The sequence below is a fragment of the Streptomyces sp. NPDC051051 genome (assembly GCF_040682975.1).
Lineage (GTDB): Bacteria > Actinomycetota > Actinomycetes > Streptomycetales > Streptomycetaceae > Streptomyces.
This window is the reverse complement of record NZ_JBFBCB010000046.1, coordinates 1-22,070: the sequence shown is the minus strand read 5'-3', so window position 1 is coordinate 22,070 and position 22,070 is coordinate 1. Positions and strand designations below refer to the sequence as shown.

Below are 22,070 nucleotides of genomic sequence, written 5' to 3'. Positions count from 1 at the left end.
GGGGGAGAAAACTTCGGGATTTTTTTCGGGCGGGGTCAGGGCCGTCCGAGCGACTCCCACAGGTCGCCCGCCCCGGGCTCGTCGGGGACGACCCGGTCGGGGTCCGCCGCCACGCAGGGAACGTACGTCTGAATGATGAGCGGACCGTGAGGAACGCCGCCCCGGAACGGATTTCTTCGGAAAATCTTACGATCGGCGCGTCACTCTCACCCCAGGGTCACCGTGGGCACCGGATTGCTCCCGCTCCACGACCCGTTGAACCCGAAGGTCACCGAACCGCCGTCGGGAACCGTCCCGTTGTACGAGGCGTTGGAACAGGTGACGGCCGCCCCCGACTGCGCGCAGGTCGCGTTCCACGCCTGTGCGATCTGCTGCCCCGCGCCGAAGTTCCAACCGACCTTCCACGACGACAGCGCCGCTCCCGAACAGGCGATCCGCACCTGTCCGGTGAAGCCGGTGTTCCACTGACCGGTGACGCTGTAGGCCGCCGTGCAGGCACCCGTGGGCGGCTCGGTCGTGGTCCCGCCGAGCGCCTCCGCGATCGCGCGGTACGCCGGTTTCGGCGCGTAGTTCTCGTCGTACGGCGTCGCCGCACCCTGCCCCGGGAAGGTGTCCGGGATCCAGGAGTCGGAGTCGGCGAAGCCCCACACCGTGGCACCGGTGCACCGGGTCACCGCCAGGCAGGCGTTCATGACGGCCTGGTAGTCGGCGGCCTGCCGGGCGAGCTTGGCGCTGTCCGAGGGCAGCTGCATCCGGACGTCCAGCTCGGTGATCGCCACGTCCACGCCGAGGTCGGCGAAGCGCTGGATGTTCTGCTGGAGGGTGGAGGGCACCTGACCGAGGATCAGGTGGGCCTGGAGGCCGACCCCGTCGATCGGTACGCCGCGCTCCTTCAGCGACTTCACCAGGTCGTACAGGGCGGTGGACTTCGCGTTGACGCCCTCGACGTTGTAGTCGTTGATGTACAGCCGGGCGGCCGGGTCGGCGGCCCGCGCCCAGGTGAGGGCGTCGGCGATGTAGTCCGCGCCGAGGCCGTCGTACCAGAGGGTCGAGCGGTAGGTGCCGTCCTCGTTGAAGGGCTCGTTGACGACGTCCCAGGCGGCGACGCGTCCCTTGTAGCGCCCCACCTCGGTGTCGATGTGGTCGTGCAGGAGCGTGCCGAGCCGGGCGGGCGTCCAGCTGCCGTCGGTCAGCCAGCTCGGGTTCTGGCTGTGCCAGACCAGGGTGTGGCCGCGCACGTCCTGGTCGTGGGCCTCGGCGAAGTTCACGATCCGGTCGGCCTCGGCCCAGTCGAAGGTGCCCTGGGCCGGTTCGACCGACCCCCACTTCATGGCGTTGCCCGGAGTCAGCCAGCTGAACTCCCGGCCGGCGATGTCGCCGTAGGTCCCGGTGAGCTTGGAGCCGGTGACCGCCGTGCCCATGGCCTTGCCCTGGGCGGCGGCCAGGTCGCGCAGCGGTGCGTCGGCGGCGCGGGCGGTGCCGGCGCCGGCGGTGAGCAGCGCGCCGACGACGGCCGCCCCGGCGAGCAGGACGGCCGGCCTGGCGCGGAGCCGCGGACGGGAGCTTCTCCCCGACGAAGTGAAGGGTGACCTCGACGAACGGGGGGACGTGGCGGGACGGGAGGATCTCATGGCGGGTGCCTCCGAAAGTTTCGGCTGTGCAACCGATTGGCTTCGGAGGAGTGTGGGGGCGTCCTCACCACCCGTCAATACGTCACCTTCCGGCCAACGGCGGCGCTCCCGTGCTCGCCCGCACCACCAGACTGGTCGCCAGTTCCACCCGGGTCGCCGCGGGCGCGTCCCCGGAGCGCCCCAGCTCCAGCACCAGCCGGGCGGCCGCCTCGGCCATCTCCGTCAGCGGCTGCCGTACGGTCGTCAGCGGCGGGCCGACCCAGCGGGCCACCGGCAGGTCGTCGAAGCCGACCACGCTGACGTCCTCGGGGATGCGCAGCCCGAGTTCGCGGGCGGCCTCGTAGAGACCGAGCGCCTGCAGGTCGTTGCCCGCGAACACGGCGGTGGGCCGGTCGGGGCGGGCGAGCAGCTCGCGGCCGAGCCGGTAGCCGGTCTCGTGGTGGAAGTCACCGGTCTTGATCATCCCCGGGTCGACCGGCAGCCCGGCCGTCTCCAGGGCCGCGCGGTAACCGTCGAGCCGGGCCCGGCTGCACATCATCTGCGGGGGTCCGCTGATCGCCCCGATCCGCCGGTGGCCCAGTTCGACCAGGTGCCGGGTGGCGGCGAGGCCGCCCTGCCAGTTGGTGGCGCCGATGGACGGCACGTCGGCGCCGGGGTCGCCCGCCGGGTCCATCACCACGAACGGGATGGACCGGCTGGTGAGCAGCGCCCGCTGGGACACGTCGAGCCCGGACAGCACGAGCACCACGCCGTGCGGGCGGCGCGCGGCCACCTGGTCGGCCCAGCTCCGTCCGGGGGTGAGCCGCCCGGCGCTCTCGCTGAGCACCACGCTCAGCCCGGCGTCCCGGGCCACGTTCTCCACGCCCCGGATGACCTCCATCGCCCAGGCGCTCTCCAGCTCGTGGAAGACGAGGTCGATCAGGGGCGAGCGGGTCGCCTCGGCCCGGCGCCGCCGGTAGCCGTGGGCGCGCAGCAGCTCCTCGACACGGGTCCGGGTGGCGGGGGCGACGTCGGCGCGGCCGTTGAGGACCTTCGAAACAGTCGGCGCCGAGACGCCGGCTTCGCGCGCGATCTCCGCGAGGGTGGCGGTCCGCGCCGCGGGGCGCCGTGCGGGCCGGTCTTCCGTCCGCGTCTCAGTGTGCTCCGAGGGTGTCATGGCGGCGATCGTATCCCCGCGCTCCCTCTTGACGAACCCATGGGGACGCCATAGGTTCCCGGAACATTCGAAGTAAAGCTCGAAACATTCGCACCGTTGATTCCCGCTCTGGTGGCTCACCGACCTCTGACAGGAGCTTCATGACCACCGCCCCCTGGCGTGACCCCGCCCTGCCCGCGGCCGCCCGCGTCGACGACCTCCTCTCCCGGATGACCCTCGAGGAGAAGACCGCCCAGCTGTACGGCGTGTGGGTCGGCGCCGCGACGGACGGTGACGGAGTCGCCCCGCACCAGCACGACATGACCGCGGACTCCGCCGCCGTCGACTGGGACGAGCTGATCACCGGGGGCCTCGGCCAGCTGACCCGCCCCTTCGGCACGGCCCCCGTGGACCCGGCGCTCGGCGCCCGCGCACTGGCCGGTGCCCAGCGCCGGATCGCCGCCGCCGGCCGCTTCGGCATCCCCGCGGTGGCGCACGAGGAGTGCCTGGCCGGCTTCACCGCCTGGCGCGCCACCGCCTACCCGGTCCCGCTCGCCTGGGGCGCCGCCTTCGACCCGCCGCTGGTCGAGGAGATGGCCCGGCACATCGGCCGCGACCTGCGCGCGGTCGGCGTCCACCAGGGCCTCGCCCCGGTCCTGGACGTCGTACGCGATCCGCGCTGGGGCCGGGTCGAGGAGACCATCGGCGAGGACCCGTACCTGGTCGGCACGGTCGGCGCGGCCTATGTGCGCGGCCTGGAGTCGGCGGGGGTCGTCGCCACGCTCAAGCACTTCGCCGGGTACGCCTCCTCGGCCGGCGCCCGCAACCTGGCCCCGGTGCGGGCGGGCACCCGCGAGTTCGCGGACGTCACCCTGCCGCCGTTCGAGATGGCGCTGCGCGAGGGCGGCGCCCGCTCCGTCATGGCGGCCTACACCGAACGCGACGGCGTCCCGGCCTCCGCCGACCCGGAGCTGCTCACCCGGCTCCTGCGCGAGGAATGGGGCTTCACGGGCACCGTGGTCGCCGACTACTTCGGCATCGGGTTCCTCCAGACCCTGCACCGGGTGGCGGGCACGCCCGTGCAGGCCGCCCGGCTGGCGCTGGAGGCCGGCATCGACGTCGAGCTGCCGACGGTGAAGTACTACGGCGACGCGCTGGTCGCGGCCGTCCGCGCGGGCGAGGTCCCCGAGGAGCTGATCGACCGGTCCGCACGCCGGGTCCTGCTCCAGAAGTGCGAACTGGGCCTCCTGGACGAGGACTGGCAGCCCGAGGTTCCGGAGCGGGTCGACCTCGACTCGGCGGCCAACCGCGCGGTGGCCCGCCGGCTGGCCGAGGAGTCCGTGGTCCTGCTGGACAACCCGGACGGTCTGCTCCCCCTCTCCCCCGACACCCGGATCGCGGTCGTCGGCCCGAGGGCGGCGGACGCCCTGGCGATGCTCGGCTGCTACTCCTTCCCCTCCCACGTCCTGACCCACCACCCCGGGATCGAGCCGGGCATCGAGATCCCCACGGTGCTGGAGTCGCTGCGCGCCGAACTCCCCGACGCCAAGGTGACGTTCGCCGAGGGCTGCCCGGTCTCCGACCCGGACACCACGGGCATCGAGGAGGCCGTGACCAGGGCCGCGGAGGCGGACGTGTGCGTGGCGGTCCTGGGCGACCGGGCGGGCCTGTTCGGCCGGGGCACCTCGGGCGAGGGCTGCGACGTGGCGGACCTGCGCCTGCCCGGCGTGCAGGGCGCGTTGCTGGACGCGCTGGTCGCCACCGGCGTGCCGGTGGTGCTGGTCCTGCTCACCGGCCGCCCCTACGCACTCGGCCGCTGGCACGGCCGCCTGGGCGCCGTCGTGCAGGCCTTCTTCCCCGGCGAGGAGGGCGGCCCGGCGGTGGCGGGGGTGCTGTCGGGCCGCGTCAACCCCTCGGGCCGACTGCCCGTGAGCGTGCCCCGGGTGACGGGCGGTCAGCCGTGGACCTACCTCCAGCCGCCCCTGGGCCTGGCCGGGGAGGTCAGCAACCTGGACCCGACCCCGCTGTACCCCTTCGGGCACGGCCGCTCGTACACCACGTTCGCCTGGGAGGACGTCGACGGACCGGAGACCGCCCTCGGCACGGACGGCTCGTACGACCTCTCGCTGACCGTCCGCAACACCGGCGAGCGCGCGGGCGCCGACGTCGTGCAGCTCTACCTGCACGACCCGGTGGCCGGCGTGACCCGCCCCGACGTACGGCTGATCGGCTACCAGCGGCTGGAACTGCCCGCGGGCGGGTCGGCGCGCGTGACCTTCCACTTCCACACCGACCTGTCGGCCTTCACCGACCGCGCGGGGCGGCGGGTGGTGGAACCGGGCGACCTGGAGCTGCGGCTGGGGACGTCCAGCGCGGACGTACGGCACACGGCGCGGCTCAGCCTCACGGGACCGGTGCGGGAACCGGGGCCGGACCGGCGGCTGCGCTGCGAGACGCGGGTGTCGGAGCAGGGGTAGGGACCCGGGCGAGGGCCCGGCTCAGTCCCGGTCCACCGCCTCGAACCGCCACCGGTGCACGGCCCGTGTGACCAAACCCCCGTCGGGATCCGGCAGTTCCGGGAGGTCCGCGTCGAACTCCGCGTCCCACCAGGTGATGACGAGGACCCGGTCCCGCGGGGCACGGAAGGTCTCACGGCGCACGGGTGGGCGCGGGAGCCGCTGCTCCCGCGCCCACGCCAGCAGTTCCGCGCCCCGACCGTCCGCGGCCCGGGCCTCCCACATCAGCGCGACGGTCATGAGTACAGGTTGTCCTCACCGACCGCGTGCACGTGGTCGTGGGCCCGGCCCGGCACGTGCGGGTCGGTCACCGGCAGGGACGAGTCCGCCGACAGGTCCCAGTCGGAGGCGGACCGGCCCCGGGTCACCATCTCCGCGCCGAGCGCCGCGACCATCGCGCCGTTGTCCGTGCACAGCTTGGGCCGGGGCACCCGCAGCCGGATGCCGGCCGCCTCGCAGCGCTCCTGGGCCAGGACGCGCAGCCGGGAGTTGGCCGCGACGCCGCCGCCGATCATCAGGTGGTCGACGCCCTCGTCGCGGCAGGCGCGGACGGCCTTGCGGGTCAGCACGTCCACCACCGCCTCCTGGAAGGAGGCCGCCACGTCCCGCACCGGCACCTCCTCGCCGGCGGCCCGCTTCGCCTCGATCCAGCGGGCGACCGCCGTCTTGAGACCGGAGAAGGAGAAGTCGTACGCCGGGTCGCGCGGCCCGGTCAGGCCGCGCGGGAAGGCGATCGCGGACGGGTCGCCCTCGCGCGCGTACCGGTCGATGACCGGGCCGCCGGGGAAGCCCAGGTTCAGCACGCGGGCGATCTTGTCGAAGGCCTCGCCCGCCGCGTCGTCGATCGTCGCGCCCATCGGGCGGACGTCGGAGGTGATGTCCGAGGAGAGCAGCAGGGAGGAGTGGCCGCCGCTCACCAGCAGGGCCATCGTCGGCTCCGGCAGCGGGCCGTGCTCCAGCTGGTCCACGCAGATGTGCGAGGCGAGGTGGTTCACGCCGTACAGCGGCTTGCCGAGGGCGTACGCGTACGCCTTCGCCGCCGACACGCCGACCAGCAGCGCGCCCGCCAGGCCCGGGCCCGCCGTCACGGCGACGCCGTCGAGGTCCCTCGCGGACACGCCGGCCTCCTTCAGCGCCCGGTCGATGGTCGGGACCATCGCCTCCAGGTGCGCCCGGCTCGCCACCTCCGGCACCACCCCGCCGAAGCGGGCGTGCTCATCGACGCTGGAGGCGACGGCGTCCGCCAGCAGGGTGGTGCCGCGGACGATGCCGACGCCGGTCTCGTCACAGGAGGTCTCGATGCCGAGGACGAGCGGTTCGTCAGTCATTGATCTCGGTTCCTTGTACTGATGTCGGTTCCGTGGCGGAGCCACTGTCGGATGCCGTGGTCAGGCGCATGACCAGGGCGTCCACGTTCCCCGGCTGGTAGTAGCCGCGCCGGAAGCCGATGGGCTGGAAGCCGAAGCGCTGGTACAGCTTCTGCGCGCGGACGTTGTCGACGCGGCACTCCAGCATGACCTCGGCGCACTCGAAGGCGGTCGCGGCCCGCAGCAGCTCGGCCAGCAGCCGGCCGCCCAGTCCGGTGCCCCAGTGGTCCTGGGCGACGGCGATGGTCTGGACGTCGGCAAGGTCGCCGGAGGAGGCGAGGCCCGCGTAGCCGACGATGCGGTCGCCGTTCTCGGCGACCACGTACCGGCGGGTCGCCTCGGGGCCGCGGGAGTGCGCCAGCTCGGACCAGAACATGCCGCGCGACCAGGCGTCCTCGGGGAAGAGTGCCTTCTCGAGTTCCAGGACGGGATCGATGTCCCACCAGCGCATCTCGCGCAGCGCGGGGGTTTCGGGTTCGGTCACTTGGGGGTGACCACCTTGTAGTTCTTGGGGACCTGGGCGTCGGGCCGGCGCAGGTACAGCGGGCGGGGCGCCGGGAGCTCCTCGCCCGCGGCCAGCTTCTCGGCGGCCAGAGAAGCGAGCGCGGCGGCGGACACGTGCTCCGGCTCGTGCGCCGCGGGGAAGGTGTCCGGGTAGAGCAGCGCGCCCGCGCCGACCGCGGGCAGCCCCGCCACCTGCTCGGCGATGTCGGCCGGCCGGTCGACGGCGGGCCCGGTGAGGCGGGTGCGGGAGTCGGCGTAGCGCGCCCAGTAGACCTCCTTGCGGCGGGCGTCGGTCGCCACGACGAAGGGGCCTTCGAGGTCTGCGGCGTACGCGAGGCCGTCGAGGGTGCACAGGCCGTGCACGGGCACGCCGAGCGCGAGCCCGAAGGTGTCGGCGGTCATCAGGCCGACGCGCAGCCCGGTGTACGGGCCGGGGCCGGTGCCGACGACGATCCCGGTGACGGCGTCGAGCCGGTGCCCCGTGGCGGCGAGGAGACGGTCGACGGCCGGCAGCAGCAGCTCACCGTGCCGGCGCGCGTCCACCTGACCGGCGGAGGCGAGGACGTCCGTTCCGTCGTGCAGGGCGACGGTGACGGCGGGGGTGGCGGTATCCAGAGCGAGCAAGAGCACGCAAACAGCGTACGGCTCGCGGGGCCCGGGCACGGCCGCCCGGGCACGGAGGCCACCGACTGCTAACGTCGCGGCGAGGCACGGACGTCCGACGAAGAGGTGGTCGCGGTGGCAGGCAGCAGCTCGACTTTCGTGGCCGTGCTCACCGCGGCGGCCGTCGCGACCGTCGGGTTCCTCGCCTACCAGGCCTCGGCGAGCGTGCCGGCCGACCTCGCCGCGCCGCGCGCGAGCGCCTCCGCCTCGACGACGAAGGCGCCGCGCGACACCAGGAACCCCACCGCGCTGCCGGCCGGCTCCGGCACGGGCGCGCGGGTGGTGTACTCGACGGCCGACGACCGGGTGTGGCTGGTGAACGCGGACGGCAGGGCCGAGCACACCTTCCAGGTCACCCCCGGCAGCGTCGACCCGCTCCCCGGCACCTACGCCGTCACCTCCCGCTCGGGCGCCGTCACCGGCACCGACGGCACCCCCATCGAGCACGTGGTGCGCTTCACCGGCGTCAAGGGTGTGTCGATCGGCTTCAGCGCGGCGGTCGACGGCTCGACGCCGGCCCCCGACCCGGCCGCGAAGACGGGCGGCATCCGTGCCTCACGGGCGGACGGGAACGCCGTCTGGAAGTTCGCGACGATCGGCCGGCGGGTCGTCGTGATCCGCTAGACGCCGTGGCGGCCCCGGTGACGGGGGGTGACGGGGACGGATGTTCAGGCGGCTTCGCGGTGCCGCTTCCCGTCGTGGGCGGGCCGCTTCCCGGGGTGCGCGGGCTCGGGCTCGCGCGGCGGCCGGGACACGGCCTCCGCGGCGGCACAGGACGCCAGCAGGTCGCGCATGGACACCCCGGCGAGGGCGGAGGGCCGCCGCGGGGCCTGGGGCTCGGTGGCCGGCATGGACGCCTCCTGGGGGCCGGGCGGACCTAGTTAGGTAGACCTAACCAAGGGCGGGACACCATGTGACCACGCCCGGCACGCCGAACGCAACATTTTGCCGACGCCCTGTCGGAACCTTCGTCCGCTTCGTCGGGGCACGGCCCGCCCGCGACGCGCGCCCGCGCCGCACACCCGGGCAGCGGGCCCGCCCGTGCGAGCGGCCGCGGCGGGCGATCAGCCGGTGCCGCCGACCGGCCCGGGCCACCGGCGCGCTCGGGCCACCGGCGCGGGCCGGCTCCCGCGGCCGCCCCGCTCAGGCCGCCAGCACGCTCAGGTCCGCCGACGCCCACCGGTCGCCCAGACCGGTGACCGTCACCTGCCGCACCTCGTCCGTCGTGTCGCCCACGGCCCGGTGGATGCGCACCTGGAGCCGCTCCTCGGTCAGCTCCTCGACCTTGCCCTCGCCCCACTCCACGACGATCACGGACTCGGGCAGGGACACGTCGAGGTCCAGGTCCTCCATCTCGTCGAGCCCGCCGCCCAGGCGGTACGCGTCGACGTGGACGAGCGGTGGACCGCCCTGGAGGGAGGGGTGGACCCGGGCGATCACGAAGGTGGGCGAGGTGACCGCGCCCCGCACACCGAGTCCCTCGCCGAGGCCGCGCGTCAGTGTCGTCTTGCCCGCGCCCAGTTCGCCGCTGAGCATCACGAGATCGCCCGCGCGCAGCAGTTCGGCCAGGCGCCGGCCCAGGTCCCGCATCTGCTCGGGGGAGGTGACGGTCAGCTCGGTCTCAGCCGGGTTGCGCGCTGCTGCTGGTGCTTCCATAGCCACCCACGGTAACGCCTGCCGGTACGGCACCCGCGCGGGTGAGCAGGTCGGCGAGCCGGTCGGTGACGACCTCCGGGTGCTCCAGCATCACGAGGTGACCGGCGTCGGGGACGAGCACCAGTTCGGCGTCCGGCAGCAGGTCGGCGATGGCCTCGCTGTGTTCGCTCGGCGTCACCAGGTCCCCGATGCCGGCCAGCACCAGTACCGGCATGTCGCTGAAGCAGGCGAGCGCCTCGGTCTTGTCGTGGTCGGTGAAGGCCGGGTAGAACTCGGCGACCACGTCGATCGGCGTGCCCTCGATCATCCGCTCGGCGAAGCGGGCGACGGCCGGATCCACGTCCCGCGAGGCGAACGAGTACCGCTTGATGATCCCGGCGAACAGATCGGCGGTGGCCCGCCGTCCCTTCTCCACCAGCGCGGCCTGCTGGCCCAGCGCCTTCAGCACGCCCGGCAGCACCCGCCGCACGGCGTTCACCCCGGCGACCGGCAGGCCGAAGTTCACCTCGCCGAGCCGCCCGGACGACGTACCGACGAAGGCGGTGGCGACGACCCGCTCGAGGATCAGCTCGGGGAACTGCGCGGCCAGCGCCATGACGGTCATGCCGCCCATCGAGTGCCCGACGAGCACGATCGGCCCCTCCGGCGCGGCCGCGTCGATGACGGCCTTCAGGTCGCGTCCGAGCTGGTCGATGGTGAGCGGCTCGCCGTCCCGCAGCTGGGCCGCGCCGCGCGCGGACCGGCCGTGGCTGCGCTGGTCCCAGTGCACGGTCCGTACGACGCCCCGCAGGGCCGCCCGCTGGAAGTGCCAGGAGTCCTGGGTGAGGCAGTAGCCGTGGCTGAAGACGACGGTGACGGGGAGCGGGGCCTTGCGGCCGAACAGCCTGCGCCGACGGTTCGCCGGTCCGCCCTGCGGCTCGACGTCGTCGACCTCGTAGTACAGCTCGGTGCCGTCGTCGGCGAAGGCCTTGCCGGGGGTGCCGCGGAGGGCGCCGTACGGGCCCGTCGAGTCGAGGGCGAGGCGGGCCTTGGCCCGCATGCCCCGACCGACGGTCATCCGCTCCAGGGCGACTCCGGCGGCGGCGCCCGCGGCGATCACGCCTATCGCGGCCCCCGCGATGCCGGTCGCCCGGCGCCAGCCGCCGGCCCCCGTGGCGGAGGCGGCGTCGACGACCGCCGAGGCGGCACCCGCCAACGCCTCCGCGCTGCTCTCGCTCACGTACCGCTCCTCTTCGCCGGGTGTCGCCGGATGCCGCCGGGTGCCGGGGTGCCCGGCGCGCGGACACCCGTTTGGTTCCTCGTTCACATGAATCGCATGCACATGAATCGCCTGCGCATGTACGGGGGACGCGGGCGCGCTCAGAAGAACGCGCTCACGGCGTCCGGTCCGCCTCGCCCGCGTAGACGCGCGGGACGCGTCCTCCGATGCGCGTGACGATCTCGTACGCGATGGTGCCCGCGGCCTGCGCCCAGTCCTCGGCGGTGGGCTCGCCCCGGTCGCCGGGGCCGAAGAGCACGGCCTCCTCCCCGGGGGCGGGTTCGTCGCCGCCCAGGTCGACGACGAACTGGTCCATCGCAATCCGCCCGGCGACCGTACGCCACTTGCCGCCGACGAGGACGGGACCGGTGCCGGAGGCGTGCCGGGGGACGCCGTCGGCGTAGCCGAGGGGGACCAGGCCGAGGGTGGTCTCGCCGGGGGTCGTGTAGTGGTGGCCGTAGCTGACGCCGTGGCCGCCCGGCACGTGCTTGACCAGGGCCAGCGAGGCCGACAGCGTCATCACCGGGCGCAGTCCGAGGTCGGCGGCGGAGCCCAGCTCGGGGCTCGGGGAGACGCCGTACATGGCGATGCCCGGCCGGACCAGGTCGAAGTGGGTCTCGGGGAGGGTCAGCACGGCCGGCGAGTTGGCGATGTGCCGCACCTCGGGCCGTACGCCGTGCTCCTCGGCGTACGCCAGCATCTCGCGGAAGCGGGTGAGCTGGGCGGCGACGGACGGGTGGCCGGGTTCGTCGGCGCAGGCGAAGTGCGACCACAGGCCGGTGATCCGGACGAGGCCCGCGCGCTCGGCGCGCAGCGCCTCGGCGACCAGTTCGGGCCAGTCGGCGGGCTGGCAGCCGTTGCGCCCGAGGCCCGTGTCGGCCTTGAGCTGTACGCGGGCGGCCCGCCCGGCGAGCCGCGCCCCCTCGACTGCCTCGCGCAACGCCCACACACCGCTCACGGACACGTCCAGGTCCGCCTCGACGGCCTCCCGCCAGGGCCCGCCCGGAGTCCACAGCCAGCACATGATCCGGACGTCCGCCGGCAGGCCCGCCCCGGCGCGCAGCGCGAGGGCCTCCTCCGGGGTGGCGGTGCCGATCCAGGTGGCGCCCGCCTCGACGGCGGCGCGGGCGCAGGGCACCGCGCCGTGGCCGTATCCGTCGGCCTTCACCACGGCCATGAACGCCGCGCCGGGCGCCTTCGCGCGCAGCGCGCGCACGTTGGCCCGCAGCGCGGCCAGATCGATCTCGGCCCGGGCGCGCAGCGGGGCGGCGGTCGGCTGTGCAGTCTCACTCATCGCGCCCAGTCTCTCAGAGCCCCCGGACGCGCACGGAGAGCCGGGCCGGACGGCGGGCGGCACGGGCGTTCCCGCCGGTCCGGGGCCTCCCGGGGGGCGGGGGCCGGGGCCGCGCGGGCGGGAACCCTCCCCCGTCTCACTCCTGTACGACATCGCGCCAGGCCCTCGCCACCGCCTCCGCCACCTCGTGCGCCCCCACCGGGGCGCCCGCCGCCGCGAACCGCCCGGCCAGCCCGTGCAGGTACGCCCCCGCGCTGCCGGCGTCCACCGCCGACAACCCCGCGGCCAGCAGCGACCCCGCCACCCCCGAGAGCACGTCCCCGCTGCCGGCCGTGGCCAGCCACGGCGTCCCCGTCGGGTTCACCCGCACCGCGCCCGCACCGCCCTCCCCCGCGACCACCGTCGTGGCTCCCTTCAGCAGCACGGCCGCCCCGTACCGCCCCGCCAGCTCCCGCACGGCGGTCAGCCGCCCCGCCTCGACCTCCTCCCGCGACACCCCCAGGAGCGCCGCCGCCTCCCCGGCATGCGGGGTCATCAGCGTCGGCGCCGCCCGCCCGCGCACCGCGTCCACGTCGGCGAGCCGCAGCCCGTCCGCGTCGATCAGCACCGGTACGTCGGAGGCGAGCACCTCCGCCACGGTGCCGGCGTCGTCCCCGGCGCCGGGCCCGACGACCCACGCCTGCACCCGCCCGGCCCGCTCGGGCCCCCGGTCGGACACCAGCGTCTCGGGGTAGCGCGCGAGCACGGCCTGCCCGGCGGGCCCGACGTACCGTACGGCTCCCGCCCCGCCCCGCAGCGCGCCGGCGACCGCAAGGACGGCCGCGCCCGGGTAGCGCGCGGACCCGGCGGCGATCCCGACCACCCCGCGCCGGTACTTGTCGCTCGCGGCGCCCGGCACGGGCAGCAGCCGGGCCACGTCGGCGTGCTGGAGGGCCTCCAGTTCCGGATCATCGGGCAGGTCGAGGCCGATGTCGACGAGCCGCACCGACCCGGCGTGCTCGCGCCCCGGATCGACCAGCAGGGCCGGCTTGTGGGTCCCGAAGGTCACGGTGAGGTCGGCCCGCACGGCGGCGCCCCGCACCTCGCCCGTGTCGGCCTCGACGCCGCTGGGCAGGTCGACGGCGACGACGGCGGCCCGGGACGCGTCGGCCAGCGCGGCGAGCCGTGCCGCGTCCTCGCGCAGTCCGCCGCGCCCGCCGATCCCGACGATGCCGTCGAGGACGAGGTCGGCCCGCCGGATCGGCCCGTCGGCGTCCCGAGGCGCCACGGTCCGCCCACCGGCCCGCAGCAACGCGGCCAGCCCGCCGGCGTGCGCACGCCCGGGAGCGAGCGGCACGGCCGTCACGCCCGCGCCGCGCCGGGCCAGCCGGGCCCCGGCGTACAGGGCGTCACCCCCGTTGTCGCCGCTCCCGACGAGCAGGACGACCCGGCGTCCGTACACCCGCCCCATCAGATCGGCACAGGCGGCGGCGAGCCCGGCGGCGGCCCGCTGCATCAGGGCGCCCTCCGGGAGCCGCGCCATCAGGTCCCGCTCGGCGGCCCGGACCGTGTCCACGCAATAGGCAGTACGCATGAGCCCAGTCAAACACCGGGTCCCCCGCCGGGGGCGGACCCGCCCCGCCCTCCCGTCCCGCCGCGGTCACCCTTCCGCGATCACCACCGCCGAGGCGACACCGGCGTCATGACTGAGCGACACGTGCCAGGACTGCACGCCCAGTTCGGCGGCCCGGGCGGCGATGCTCCCGCACACCCGCAGCCGCGGCTGCCCGCTGTCCTCCACGTACACCTCCGCGTCCGTCCACAGCAGACCCGCGGGAGCGCCCAGCGCCTTGGCGAGGGCCTCCTTCGCCGCGAACCGGGCCGCGAGCGAGGCGATACCCCGCCGCTCCCCGCTCGGCAGCAGCAACTCGCTCTCCAGAAAAAGGCGTTGGGCCAGCGCGGGCGTACGTTCCAGCGATGCCGCGAACCGGTCGATCTCGGCCACGTCGATACCGACCCCGATGATGCTCATGCCGAGCACCCTACGGCGGGAGGTCCGCCCGCCCCGGTCGCCCACGCGGCTGTCGGAGCCGGCTGCTAGCCTGCGGCGACTTGATCACACGGTCGCACCGCTCGCACACGGACCGACCGCAGACCGACCACAGACCGATCAGCACACGTCACATCATCACTTCACCGCCCGCGCCCTGGGGGGCCAGTCGGCGCGCGCGGACGGCAACGCCAGGGGGCGGGGGCATGAGCAGTACCACCAAAGGCGGATCCACGGGCTCTCCGGGACCGACCTTCGACCCGTACGACAACACACCCGAGCTGGTCCCGCTGCGCACGGCCGCGCGGGCCGGTGACTGGCCCGCCGTCCGGGCCTTCGTCAAGGGGCTGGACTCGGCCGAGAAGATCTCGATGGTCTCGTCCGTCCTCGCCGAGACCCCCGGCGCCGAAACCTTCCTGGAGCGGGCCGCCGCCGAACTCCCCGCCGATCCCCTGCCGCGCACCCTGCTCGCCGAACGGTACGTCCACATCGGCTGGGACATCCGCAGCGGCGCCCGCGCGCAGGACGTCTCGCGGGACCAGTTCGAGCAGTTCCACTCCTGGCTGCGCCGGGCCGAGCAACTGCTGATCGAGGTGTGCGCGGAGCAGCCGGCGTACAGCCCCGCCTGGACGGTCCGGCTGACCACCGCGCGCGGCCTCCAGCTGGGGCAGGCCGAGGCGCGCCGCCGCTACGACCGGCTGTCCGCCCACCACCCGCACCACTACCGCGCGCAGACGCAGCTGCTCCAGCAGCTCTGCCCGAAGTGGGGTGGCACCTGGGAAGCGGCGCACGCCTTCGCCCGCGAGTGCGCGACCGCCGCACCGGACGGCTCGAACTCCGGCGCCGTGGTGGCCCTCGCCCACATCGAGCACTGGCTGGACCTGGACAGTCCCGACGACGCGGCCTACCTGCGCGGGGTGCCGGTCCGCGACGATCTGCGCTTCGCCGCGCAGGTCTCGGTCCTGCACCCCGTCCACCGCCCCGACTGGTACTCCGTCGGCGCGCACAGCGCCTTCGCGTTCGCCTTCTCGATGGGCGGCCACCACGCCGACGCGGCCCCGCACTTCGCCTTCCTCGGCGACCGGGCCACGGAGTTCCCGTGGCAGTACACGGGCGACCCGAAGGCGTCGTTCCTGACGTTCCGCAAGCTCGCGACCCAGGCCTGAGGGGGCACCGGCACATGACCACCGACCTGCACGACCCGAGCGGCCTCGCCGCTCTCGACGGCCTGATCTCCCACACCACCGTCCAGGGCATCCCCACCCTGTACACCGCCGGCTCCGGGAACGAGGTCAGCGCCGGACTGTTCTTCCGGGTGGGCCGCGCCGACGAGACCCTGGCCACCGCCGGGATCACGCACCTCGTCGAGCACCTCGCCCTGCACCGCCTCGGCCTGTCCGACCTGCACTACAACGGCGCGACGGCGAACGCGTACACCCTCTTCCACGTCACCGGCAGCGAGGAGGAGGTCGTCACCCACCTCAACAGCGTGTGCGCGGGCCTGCGGGACCTGCCGATGGACCGGCTGGAGACCGAGAAGGAGATCCTGCGCACGGAGGCGGCGAGCCGCGGCGGCGGCCCCCACTCGCCGCTCGCGCTGTGGCGTTACGGCGCCCAGGGCTACGGCCTGTCCAGCTACAACGAACTGGGCACCTGGAGCCTCACCCCGGACCAGGTCCGGCACTGGGCCGGGACCCGCTTCACCCGGGACAACGCGGTGCTGTGGATCACCAGCGACCACGTACCGGAGGGCCTCGACCTGGGCCTGCCCGCGGGGACCCGCTCGCCGGCCCCGGCCGCGACCAGCGCGCTGCCCGTCACCCCGGCCTACATCCACGGCGACGACGGCCACGTCGTCCTCACCTCGGTGCTGCGCCGCTCCACCGCGGCCGCCGTCTTCGCCGACGTCCTCGGCCGGGCCCTCTTCCACGACCTGCGCCAGCAGGGCGGTTACTCCTACACCGCGGAGGCCGACTACTCCCCGCGCGACGCCGGGTACGCCACCCTCACCGCCCACGCGGACTCCCTGCCGCAGAAGCAGGACGCGGTCGTCGGCGGCTTCGTCGACGCCCTCGCCCGGCTGCGCGCGGGCCGTATCGAGCAGTCCGAACTGGACGCCGTGCGCGGCAAGATGCTCAAGATGTACGACACCCCCGACCTCGGCACCGCCAGTCTCCCGTCGTACGCGCTGAGCGTGCTGCTCGGGCACCCGCTCCTCTCCCCCGAGCAGCACCGGGCCGAGCTGAACGCGGTCACGGTCGCCGACCTGCACGAGGTGGCCCGCCAGGCCTGGGACTCCGCCCTGATCCAGGTGCCCGGCCGGGGCGTGGACTGGGCCGGCTTCACCCTGGCCCCCCAGTCCTCGCCGGCCGCCGTCACCGGCACCCGGCACCCCTCCCGGGAGGACGACCGGGTCGCGCTGGTCATCGGCGCCGAGGGCGTCACCCTGGAGACCCCGAAGGGCCCGGTCACGGTCCGCTACGACGCCTGTGCCGCGATGACCACCCGGCCGGACGGCGCCCGCGCGCTCACCGGCCACGACGGCTTCGCGGTCACCGTCGAGCCGACCCTCTTCGAGGGCGTCACCGCCGAACGCGTCGCGGCCCTGGACGCGGCGGTCCCCGCCGAGTGCGTCGTCCCGATGCCGGCCCGCACCCCCGAGCAGATCCCGCAGCCGCGCCGGCCGGCCCCGGAGCCCGCCGTCGGGCGGCGCGGGGCGAGGGGCTGGGGCTGGACGGCCCTCGTCGTCCTGCTGCCCGTACTGGCCGCGGCCTGGGCCGCACTCGGCGTCTACCTGATCACCGACCGGATCGACGAGGGCCGCGTACCGCCCATCGGGGGCACGCTCGGGATCATCGCCCTGGAACTGGCCCTGCTCCGCTGGACCCGCACGGCGAACCTGCGCCGCAAGCAGGCCCGCGGCTGAGCGACGGGGCGCCTACTCCACCGTGACCGACTTCGCCAGGTTCCGGGGCTGGTCCACCTCGTTCCCCCGCGCCGTGGCCAGCTCGCAGGCGAACACCTGCAACGGCACCGTCGCCACCAGCGGCTGCAACAGCGTCGGCGTCGCGGGGATCCGTACGAGATGGTCGGCGTACGGCACGACCGCCTCGTCCCCCTCCTCCGCGATCACGATCGTCCGCGCGCCCCGCGCCCGGATCTCCTGGATGTTGGAGACGATCTTGTCGTGCAGCACGGACCGCCCCCGCGGGGACGGCACCACGACGACGACCGGCAGGTCCTCCTCGATGAGCGCGATCGGCCCGTGCTTCAGCTCACCGGCCGCGAAGCCCTCGGCGTGCATGTACGCCAGCTCCTTCAGCTTCAGCGCGCCCTCCAGGGCCACCGGATGGCCCACGTGCCGGCCGAGGAACAGCACGGTGTTCTTGCCGGCGAGCGACCGCGCCAGCTCCCGCACCGGCTCCATGGTCTCCAGCACCCGCTCGACCTCCCCGGAGATCCGCGCCAGGTCCCGCACGACGGCCCGGATCTCGTCCCCCCACTGGGTGCCGCGCACCTGGCCGAGGTACAGGGCGACGAGGTAGCAGGCCACCAGCTGCGTCAGGAACGCCTTGGTGGAGGCGACGGCCACCTCGGGCCCGGCATGGGTGTACAGCACCGCGTCCGACTCGCGCGGGATGGTCGACCCGTTGGTGTTGCAGATCGCCAGCACCTTGGAGCCCTGCTCGCGGGCGTGCCGCAGCGCCATCAGGGTGTCCATGGTCTCGCCGGACTGCGAGATCGCGATCACCAGCGTCTGCTGGTCGAGGATGGGGTCCCGGTAACGGAACTCGCTCGCCAGCTCCACCTCGCACGGGATGCGCGTCCAGTGCTCGATGGCGTACTTGGCGATGAGTCCCGCGTGGAAGGCCGTACCGCAGGCGACGATGACCACCTTGTCCAGCTCGCGCAGCTCCGGAGCGCTGATCCGCACCTCGTCCAGCGTCAGCGATCCCGTCGCGTCGATCCGGCCGAGCAGGGTGTCGGCGACGGCCTTGGGCTGCTCGGCGATCTCCTTGAGCATGAAGTAGTCGTAACCCCCCTTCTCCGCGGCCGACGCGTCCCAGTCGACGTGGTAGGACCGCACCTCGGCCGGACGGCCGTCGAAGCCGGTGACCGTCACCCCGTCCCGGCGCAGCTCCACCACCTGGTCCTGGCCCAGCTCGATCGCCGACCGCGTGTGGGCGATGAACGCGGCGACGTCCGAGGCGAGGAAGGCCTCACCGTCCCCGACGCCCACCACCAGCGGCGAGTTGCGGCGTGCCCCGACCACCACGTCCGGCTCGTCGGCGTGCACCGCGACGAGCGTGAACGCCCCCTCCAGCCGCCGGCACACCAGCCGCATGGCCTCCGCGAGGTCACCGGTGCCCGCGTGCTCCTCGGCGAGCAGATGGGCCACGGCCTCGGTGTCGGTCTCGGAGCGCAGCTCGTGCCCGCGCTCGGCCAACTCGGCCCGCAGCGCGGCGAAGTTCTCGATGATCCCGTTGTGCACGACGCAGACGCGTCCGGCGTTGTCGAGGTGCGGATGGGCGTTGGCGTCGGTGGGCCCGCCGTGCGTGGCCCACCGCGTGTGCCCGAGGCCGGTCGTCCCGGTCGGCAGCGGCCGGGCCCCCAGTTCCTTCTCCAGATTGACGAGTTTGCCCGCCTTCTTGGCGGCGGCGAGCCCTCCGTCCGCCAGGACGGCGACGCCCGCCGAGTCGTATCCCCGGTACTCCAGCCGCTTCAGTCCGGCCATGACGACCTCGAGGGCCGGCTGAGACCCCACGTATCCCACGATTCCACACATGACCGGCAGCGTACGGCGGGACGGCGCCCCGAAAGGGCCTCCACGTGCCCGAATTCGGAAATTCCCACGGGGGTACGCATGCCTCGGCGACACCTCACGTTCCTTCAGAAACTCCCTTGCCGCCTCGAACGCCCGTGCCTAGACTGGCTTCGCGCCTGGCTGATCTTGACCACATCGGCCGTCGCGCAGTCCGGTCGGCGACCGGGGGAACAGTGTCGCTACGGGGAGGACCTTGCATGTCGTCATACCTGCGGGCCGTGTGTTCCACGCCTGCTCATGCGCAGCGTCTCGGACGACGGACACGGCCGGACCGGCCGTCGCCGGCGCCGCTCGCGCCACGCTGACCGCCCGTCACATCCAGGCGCTTTCCACTTCTCGGCCACGCCGGACCGACACGTTCGGTGCGGGCCGCACCTCTTTCGTCACGCCGTACGCACGTCCGCTCCGTTCAGCCTGATCGGCCGCGGGCGGAACCGGCATGCCCGGCGCGCCCCCGACGTGGGCGCGTGGGCCGAGGCGAAGCGCCGTCCCGGTGATCACTGTCACCCCTCCGGCACGACGACCTTCTTCCGTCACGCCCGGGGTCTTCGCGTGCCCCGAGAAGAGAGGAATCCGATGATCAAGTCCACGATCACCCGCGTCGCCCTGGTCGGCGCGGCCGCCGCCGCCCTGGCGGTCTCCCTGTCCGCTCCGGCCCAGGCCGTCAGCGACAAGACCATCACCCTGCCGAACGGCCGCGGGTACATGAAGTTCATCGACGACGGGGACGTCTTCAAGGTCTGCGACACCAAGGCCGACGGCTACGGAGTCACGGGCACCCTGTTCGTCCGCAACGCCAGCGGCCTGGTGTCGGTGGCCACCACCATCGACGACGGCGGCGACTCCGGCTGCGACAAGAAGGGCTACAACATCGGCCAGCTGGCCAGCTACCAGATGCGGGTCTGCTGGGACGGCGGCGGCTGCGTGTGGTCCGAGTGGTTCAACGAGTGAGCCACTGGACCGGCGAGTGACCCGCTGAGCAGCCCGGTGCCCGTGTCCCCTCCCGAGGGGCGCGGGCATCGCGCCGGGGTGACGGATCCCACCTGCCATCCTGTTCGAACTCCGTTAACAATGGACTGTGATCTCTCCGGTCTCCTCGATACCGCGGAGCGCCCACCGGCACCGGCCGGAGGCGACTCCCTACGTCGACCTCACCCGTTCCGAGTGGAGCGCGCTGCGCGACAAGACGCCGCAGCCCCTCACGGCCGAGGAGGTCGAGCAGCTGCGCGGCCTCGGTGACGTCATCGATCTCGACGAGGTCCGTGACATCTACCTCCCGCTGTCCCGGCTGCTGAACCTCTACGTGGGCGCCACCGACGGCCTGCGCTCGGCCCTGAACACCTTCCTCGGCGAACAGGGATCCCAGTCCGGCACCCCGTTCGTCATAGGGGTCGCCGGCTCGGTGGCGGTGGGCAAGTCCACAGTCGCCCGCCTCCTCCAGGCCCTCCTGTCTCGCTGGCCGGAACACCCGCGCGTCGAGCTGGTCACCACCGACGGCTTCCTGCTGCCCACCAGGGAACTGGAGTCCCGCGGCCTGATGTCGCGGAAAGGTTTCCCCGAGTCGTACGACCGCCGCGCCCTCACCCGGTTCGTCGCCGACGTCAAGGCCGGGAAGGGCGAGGTCACCGCCCCCGTCTACTCCCACCTGATCTACGACATCGTGCCCGACCGTCGCCTCACGGTCCGCCGCCCCGACATCCTCATCGTCGAGGGCCTGAACGTCCTCCAGCCCGCGCTCCCCGGCAAGGACGGCCGCACCCGCGTCGGTCTCGCCGACTACTTCGACTTCAGCGTGTACGTCGACGCCCGCGTCGAGGACATCGAACGCTGGTACCTCAACCGCTTCCGCAAGCTGCGCGCGACCGCCTTCCAGGACCCGCACTCGTACTTCCGCAAGTACACCCAGGTCTCCGAGGACGAGGCCCTCGACTACGCCCGCACGATGTGGCGCACCATCAACAAGCCCAACCTGGTGGAGAACATCGCCCCCACCCGCGGCCGCGCGGCCCTCGTCCTGCGCAAGGGCCCGGATCACAAGGTGCAACGACTGAGCCTGCGCAAGCTCTGATCCGAGCCCGCCGCCCCTGTGGGGCGACCCGCGGTCCGCGCCTGTTAGAAAGGGCGCCATGCTGCACCTGCGCCTGATCACTCCGCCCGACCGCACCGACGACGCGGTCCGCCTGATCGAGAACACGGTCGGCGCCACCCACCTGGTGGTGCTGCCGGGCGCCGCCCGCGATCCCGGGGGCGACGTCGTCATGTGCGACGTGGCACGCGAGGCGGGCGACCAACTCCTGACCGAACTGCAGGAATTGGGCCTGGAGGACACCGGCTCGATCGCCGCCGAGAACATCGACCTGTCACTGTCCCGGCGAGCCGACCGGGCCGAGGCGGAGGCGCCGGGCGAAGCCGCCGACGCGGTCCTGTGGGAGCACCTGGTCGAGGCGACTCACGAGGAGTCGACCCTCTCGGTCACCTACGTCGCCTTCATCACCCTGGCCACGATGATCGCGGCCTGCGGTGTGGTGCTCGACAACGCGATCCTGATCGTGGGCGCGATGGCGGTCGGCCCGGAGTTCGGCCCCCTGGCCGGCATCTGCACGGCGGCCGTGCAGCGCGCGCCGCGCCTGGCCCTGCGTTCCCTGGTCGCCCTGCTGGTGGGCTTCGCCGCGGCGATGGCGGTGACGGCGGGCTTCAGCCTCTTCATGGACGCCGTGGGCCTGTTCACCAAGGACCAGCTGGAGGGCGACCGTCCGAACACGGGATTCGTCTACGCCCCGGACTGGTTCTCCTTCGTGGTGGCGGTCCTCGCCGGTGCCGCCGGCACCCTCTCCCTCACCTCGGCGAAGTCGGGCGCCCTGGTCGGCGTCGCCATCTCGGTCACCACCGTCCCGGCCGCCGCCAACGCGGCCGTGGCCCTGACCTACGGCGACACCAACCAGACCCTGCGCTCCTCGGAACAACTCCTGCTGAACCTGCTGGCCATCGTCCTGGCGGGAACCCTGACCCTGCTGGTGCAGAAGTGGCTCTGGTCGCTGACGAGGAGGCGTCAGACGACGCCCCACCCGCCGGCCGGGGCGAAATCCGCCCCGCGGGCCTAGTAGGGCTTGGTCATCTTCACTCGTGGGTGGCGTGTCTGTTTGTTCGTGGGTGTCGTTGTGCTGGTGTGACACCTGAGGAGATGGCCGGGGT

The 22,070-nt window shown here is 73.8% G+C and carries 20 protein-coding genes; 7 read left to right on the top strand and 13 right to left on the bottom strand.

All coding sequences use genetic code 11. The annotated features are described in order from the left end of the window. Positions 1-206 precede the first annotated feature (206 nt). Positions 207-1,631, bottom strand: a complete 1,425-nt coding sequence (locus AB0N31_RS28585) for an endo-1,4-beta-xylanase (protein ID WP_366061324.1) — start codon at positions 1,629-1,631, stop codon at positions 207-209. 82 nt (positions 1,632-1,713) lie between these two features. Next, the gene (locus tag AB0N31_RS28580) at positions 1,714-2,787 is read right to left on the bottom strand and encodes a LacI family DNA-binding transcriptional regulator (RefSeq protein ID WP_366061323.1); all 1,074 of its coding nucleotides are present in this window, start codon (positions 2,785-2,787) and stop codon (positions 1,714-1,716) included. Between the two features lie 140 nt (positions 2,788-2,927). On the opposite strand from AB0N31_RS28580, the gene AB0N31_RS28575 reads away from it, so the two are divergent. Then, entirely contained in the window at positions 2,928-5,243 is a 2,316-nt protein-coding gene (locus tag AB0N31_RS28575; protein ID WP_366061322.1) for a glycoside hydrolase family 3 N-terminal domain-containing protein, read from the top strand. Between the two features lie 21 nt (positions 5,244-5,264). Here the strand turns inward: AB0N31_RS28575 and AB0N31_RS28570 are convergent, their stop codons facing one another. From AB0N31_RS28570 to tsaB, 4 genes are read right to left on the bottom strand one after another with little or no spacing between them, the layout of a single operon-like run. Beyond that, on the bottom strand, positions 5,265-5,522 hold the full coding sequence (locus tag AB0N31_RS28570) for a hypothetical protein (RefSeq protein ID WP_366061321.1): 258 nt from the start codon (positions 5,520-5,522) through the stop codon (positions 5,265-5,267). Beyond that, positions 5,519-6,610, bottom strand: coding sequence for a tRNA (adenosine(37)-N6)-threonylcarbamoyltransferase complex transferase subunit TsaD (tsaD, locus tag AB0N31_RS28565; protein WP_366061320.1), 1,092 nt, complete (start codon positions 6,608-6,610; stop codon positions 5,519-5,521). Before tsaD ends, AB0N31_RS28570 begins: the two co-directional genes overlap by 4 nt. Beyond that, positions 6,603-7,133: a ribosomal protein S18-alanine N-acetyltransferase gene (gene rimI / locus AB0N31_RS28560; protein WP_366061319.1), complete on the bottom strand. Its 531-nt coding sequence runs from the start codon at positions 7,131-7,133 to the stop codon at positions 6,603-6,605. The genes tsaD and rimI overlap by 8 nt, the downstream gene beginning before the upstream one ends. After that, positions 7,130-7,783: a tRNA (adenosine(37)-N6)-threonylcarbamoyltransferase complex dimerization subunit type 1 TsaB gene (tsaB, locus tag AB0N31_RS28555; RefSeq protein ID WP_366061318.1), complete on the bottom strand. Its 654-nt coding sequence runs from the start codon at positions 7,781-7,783 to the stop codon at positions 7,130-7,132. The genes rimI and tsaB overlap by 4 nt, the downstream gene beginning before the upstream one ends. Positions 7,784-7,891: 108 nt before the next feature. Between tsaB and AB0N31_RS28550 the strand changes: the two genes are divergently transcribed. Then, entirely contained in the window at positions 7,892-8,440 is a 549-nt protein-coding gene (locus AB0N31_RS28550; RefSeq protein WP_366061317.1) for a hypothetical protein, read from the top strand. 44 nt (positions 8,441-8,484) lie between these two features. On the opposite strand, the gene AB0N31_RS28545 is transcribed toward AB0N31_RS28550, so the two are convergent. The 6 genes from AB0N31_RS28545 to AB0N31_RS28520 all read right to left on the bottom strand — a co-directional run bounded on the left by AB0N31_RS28545 (position 8,485) and on the right by AB0N31_RS28520 (position 14,035). Further along, entirely contained in the window at positions 8,485-8,667 is a 183-nt protein-coding gene (locus AB0N31_RS28545; protein ID WP_366061316.1) for a hypothetical protein, read from the bottom strand. Between the two features lie 292 nt (positions 8,668-8,959). Beyond that, the gene (gene tsaE / locus AB0N31_RS28540; protein WP_366061315.1) at positions 8,960-9,472 is read right to left on the bottom strand and encodes a tRNA (adenosine(37)-N6)-threonylcarbamoyltransferase complex ATPase subunit type 1 TsaE; all 513 of its coding nucleotides are present in this window, start codon (positions 9,470-9,472) and stop codon (positions 8,960-8,962) included. Continuing rightward, on the bottom strand, positions 9,438-10,691 hold the full coding sequence (locus AB0N31_RS28535; RefSeq protein WP_366061314.1) for an alpha/beta hydrolase: 1,254 nt from the start codon (positions 10,689-10,691) through the stop codon (positions 9,438-9,440). The genes tsaE and AB0N31_RS28535 overlap by 35 nt, the downstream gene beginning before the upstream one ends. Positions 10,692-10,845: 154 nt before the next feature. Next, positions 10,846-12,024, bottom strand: coding sequence for an alanine racemase (gene alr, locus AB0N31_RS28530; RefSeq protein WP_366061313.1), 1,179 nt, complete (start codon positions 12,022-12,024; stop codon positions 10,846-10,848). A 136-nt stretch (positions 12,025-12,160) separates the two neighbouring features. Continuing rightward, the gene (locus AB0N31_RS28525) at positions 12,161-13,597 is read right to left on the bottom strand and encodes an NAD(P)H-hydrate dehydratase (RefSeq protein ID WP_366061312.1); all 1,437 of its coding nucleotides are present in this window, start codon (positions 13,595-13,597) and stop codon (positions 12,161-12,163) included. A 66-nt stretch (positions 13,598-13,663) separates the two neighbouring features. After that, positions 13,664-14,035 carry a holo-ACP synthase gene (locus AB0N31_RS28520; protein WP_366061311.1) on the bottom strand — a complete coding sequence of 124 codons (372 nt, stop codon included), beginning with the start codon at positions 14,033-14,035 and terminating at the stop codon, positions 13,664-13,666. A 224-nt stretch (positions 14,036-14,259) separates the two neighbouring features. Between AB0N31_RS28520 and AB0N31_RS28515 the strand changes: the two genes are divergently transcribed. Then, positions 14,260-15,219 carry a hypothetical protein gene (locus tag AB0N31_RS28515; RefSeq protein WP_366061310.1) on the top strand — a complete coding sequence of 320 codons (960 nt, stop codon included), beginning with the start codon at positions 14,260-14,262 and terminating at the stop codon, positions 15,217-15,219. A gap of 14 nt (positions 15,220-15,233) precedes the next feature. Beyond that, positions 15,234-16,979 carry an insulinase family protein gene (locus AB0N31_RS28510; protein WP_366061309.1) on the top strand — a complete coding sequence of 582 codons (1,746 nt, stop codon included), beginning with the start codon at positions 15,234-15,236 and terminating at the stop codon, positions 16,977-16,979. 12 nt (positions 16,980-16,991) lie between these two features. Here AB0N31_RS28510 and glmS read toward each other — a convergent pair whose 3' ends face one another. Continuing rightward, positions 16,992-18,839, bottom strand: coding sequence for a glutamine--fructose-6-phosphate transaminase (isomerizing) (gene glmS, locus AB0N31_RS28505; protein ID WP_366061308.1), 1,848 nt, complete (start codon positions 18,837-18,839; stop codon positions 16,992-16,994). Positions 18,840-19,454: 615 nt separating this feature from the next. On the opposite strand from glmS, the gene AB0N31_RS28500 reads away from it, so the two are divergent. From AB0N31_RS28500 to AB0N31_RS28490, 3 genes are all read left to right on the top strand, one after another. Beyond that, entirely contained in the window at positions 19,455-19,829 is a 375-nt protein-coding gene (locus tag AB0N31_RS28500) for a hypothetical protein (protein WP_366061307.1), read from the top strand. 127 nt (positions 19,830-19,956) lie between these two features. Continuing rightward, a complete protein-coding gene (coaA, locus tag AB0N31_RS28495) occupies positions 19,957-20,946 on the top strand; it encodes a type I pantothenate kinase (protein ID WP_366061306.1) in 990 nt (329 codons plus the stop codon). 58 nt (positions 20,947-21,004) lie between these two features. Continuing rightward, on the top strand, positions 21,005-21,979 hold the full coding sequence (locus tag AB0N31_RS28490) for a DUF389 domain-containing protein (RefSeq protein WP_366061305.1): 975 nt from the start codon (positions 21,005-21,007) through the stop codon (positions 21,977-21,979). Positions 21,980-22,070: the final 91 nt, after the last annotated feature.

Coding starts and splice junctions, on each gene's coding strand:
- AB0N31_RS28520 (WP_366061311.1), bottom strand. CDS start 14,035: ATGAGCATCATCGGGGTCGGTATCGACGTGGCCGAGATCGACCGGTTC.
- AB0N31_RS28580 (WP_366061323.1), bottom strand. CDS start 2,787: ATGACACCCTCGGAGCACACTGAGACGCGGACGGAAGACCGGCCCGCA.
- AB0N31_RS28545 (WP_366061316.1), bottom strand. CDS start 8,667: ATGCCGGCCACCGAGCCCCAGGCCCCGCGGCGGCCCTCCGCCCTCGCC.
- glmS (WP_366061308.1), bottom strand. CDS start 18,839: ATGTGTGGAATCGTGGGATACGTGGGGTCTCAGCCGGCCCTCGAGGTC.
- AB0N31_RS28500 (WP_366061307.1), top strand. CDS start 19,455: ATGATCAAGTCCACGATCACCCGCGTCGCCCTGGTCGGCGCGGCCGCC.
- AB0N31_RS28570 (WP_366061321.1), bottom strand. CDS start 5,522: ATGACCGTCGCGCTGATGTGGGAGGCCCGGGCCGCGGACGGTCGGGGC.
- tsaE (WP_366061315.1), bottom strand. CDS start 9,472: ATGGAAGCACCAGCAGCAGCGCGCAACCCGGCTGAGACCGAGCTGACC.
- AB0N31_RS28585 (WP_366061324.1), bottom strand. CDS start 1,631: ATGAGATCCTCCCGTCCCGCCACGTCCCCCCGTTCGTCGAGGTCACCC.
- AB0N31_RS28490 (WP_366061305.1), top strand. CDS start 21,005: ATGCTGCACCTGCGCCTGATCACTCCGCCCGACCGCACCGACGACGCG.
- AB0N31_RS28575 (WP_366061322.1), top strand. CDS start 2,928: ATGACCACCGCCCCCTGGCGTGACCCCGCCCTGCCCGCGGCCGCCCGC.
- AB0N31_RS28515 (WP_366061310.1), top strand. CDS start 14,260: ATGAGCAGTACCACCAAAGGCGGATCCACGGGCTCTCCGGGACCGACC.
- AB0N31_RS28510 (WP_366061309.1), top strand. CDS start 15,234: ATGACCACCGACCTGCACGACCCGAGCGGCCTCGCCGCTCTCGACGGC.
- AB0N31_RS28525 (WP_366061312.1), bottom strand. CDS start 13,597: ATGCGTACTGCCTATTGCGTGGACACGGTCCGGGCCGCCGAGCGGGAC.
- alr (WP_366061313.1), bottom strand. CDS start 12,024: ATGAGTGAGACTGCACAGCCGACCGCCGCCCCGCTGCGCGCCCGGGCC.
- tsaD (WP_366061320.1), bottom strand. CDS start 6,610: ATGACTGACGAACCGCTCGTCCTCGGCATCGAGACCTCCTGTGACGAG.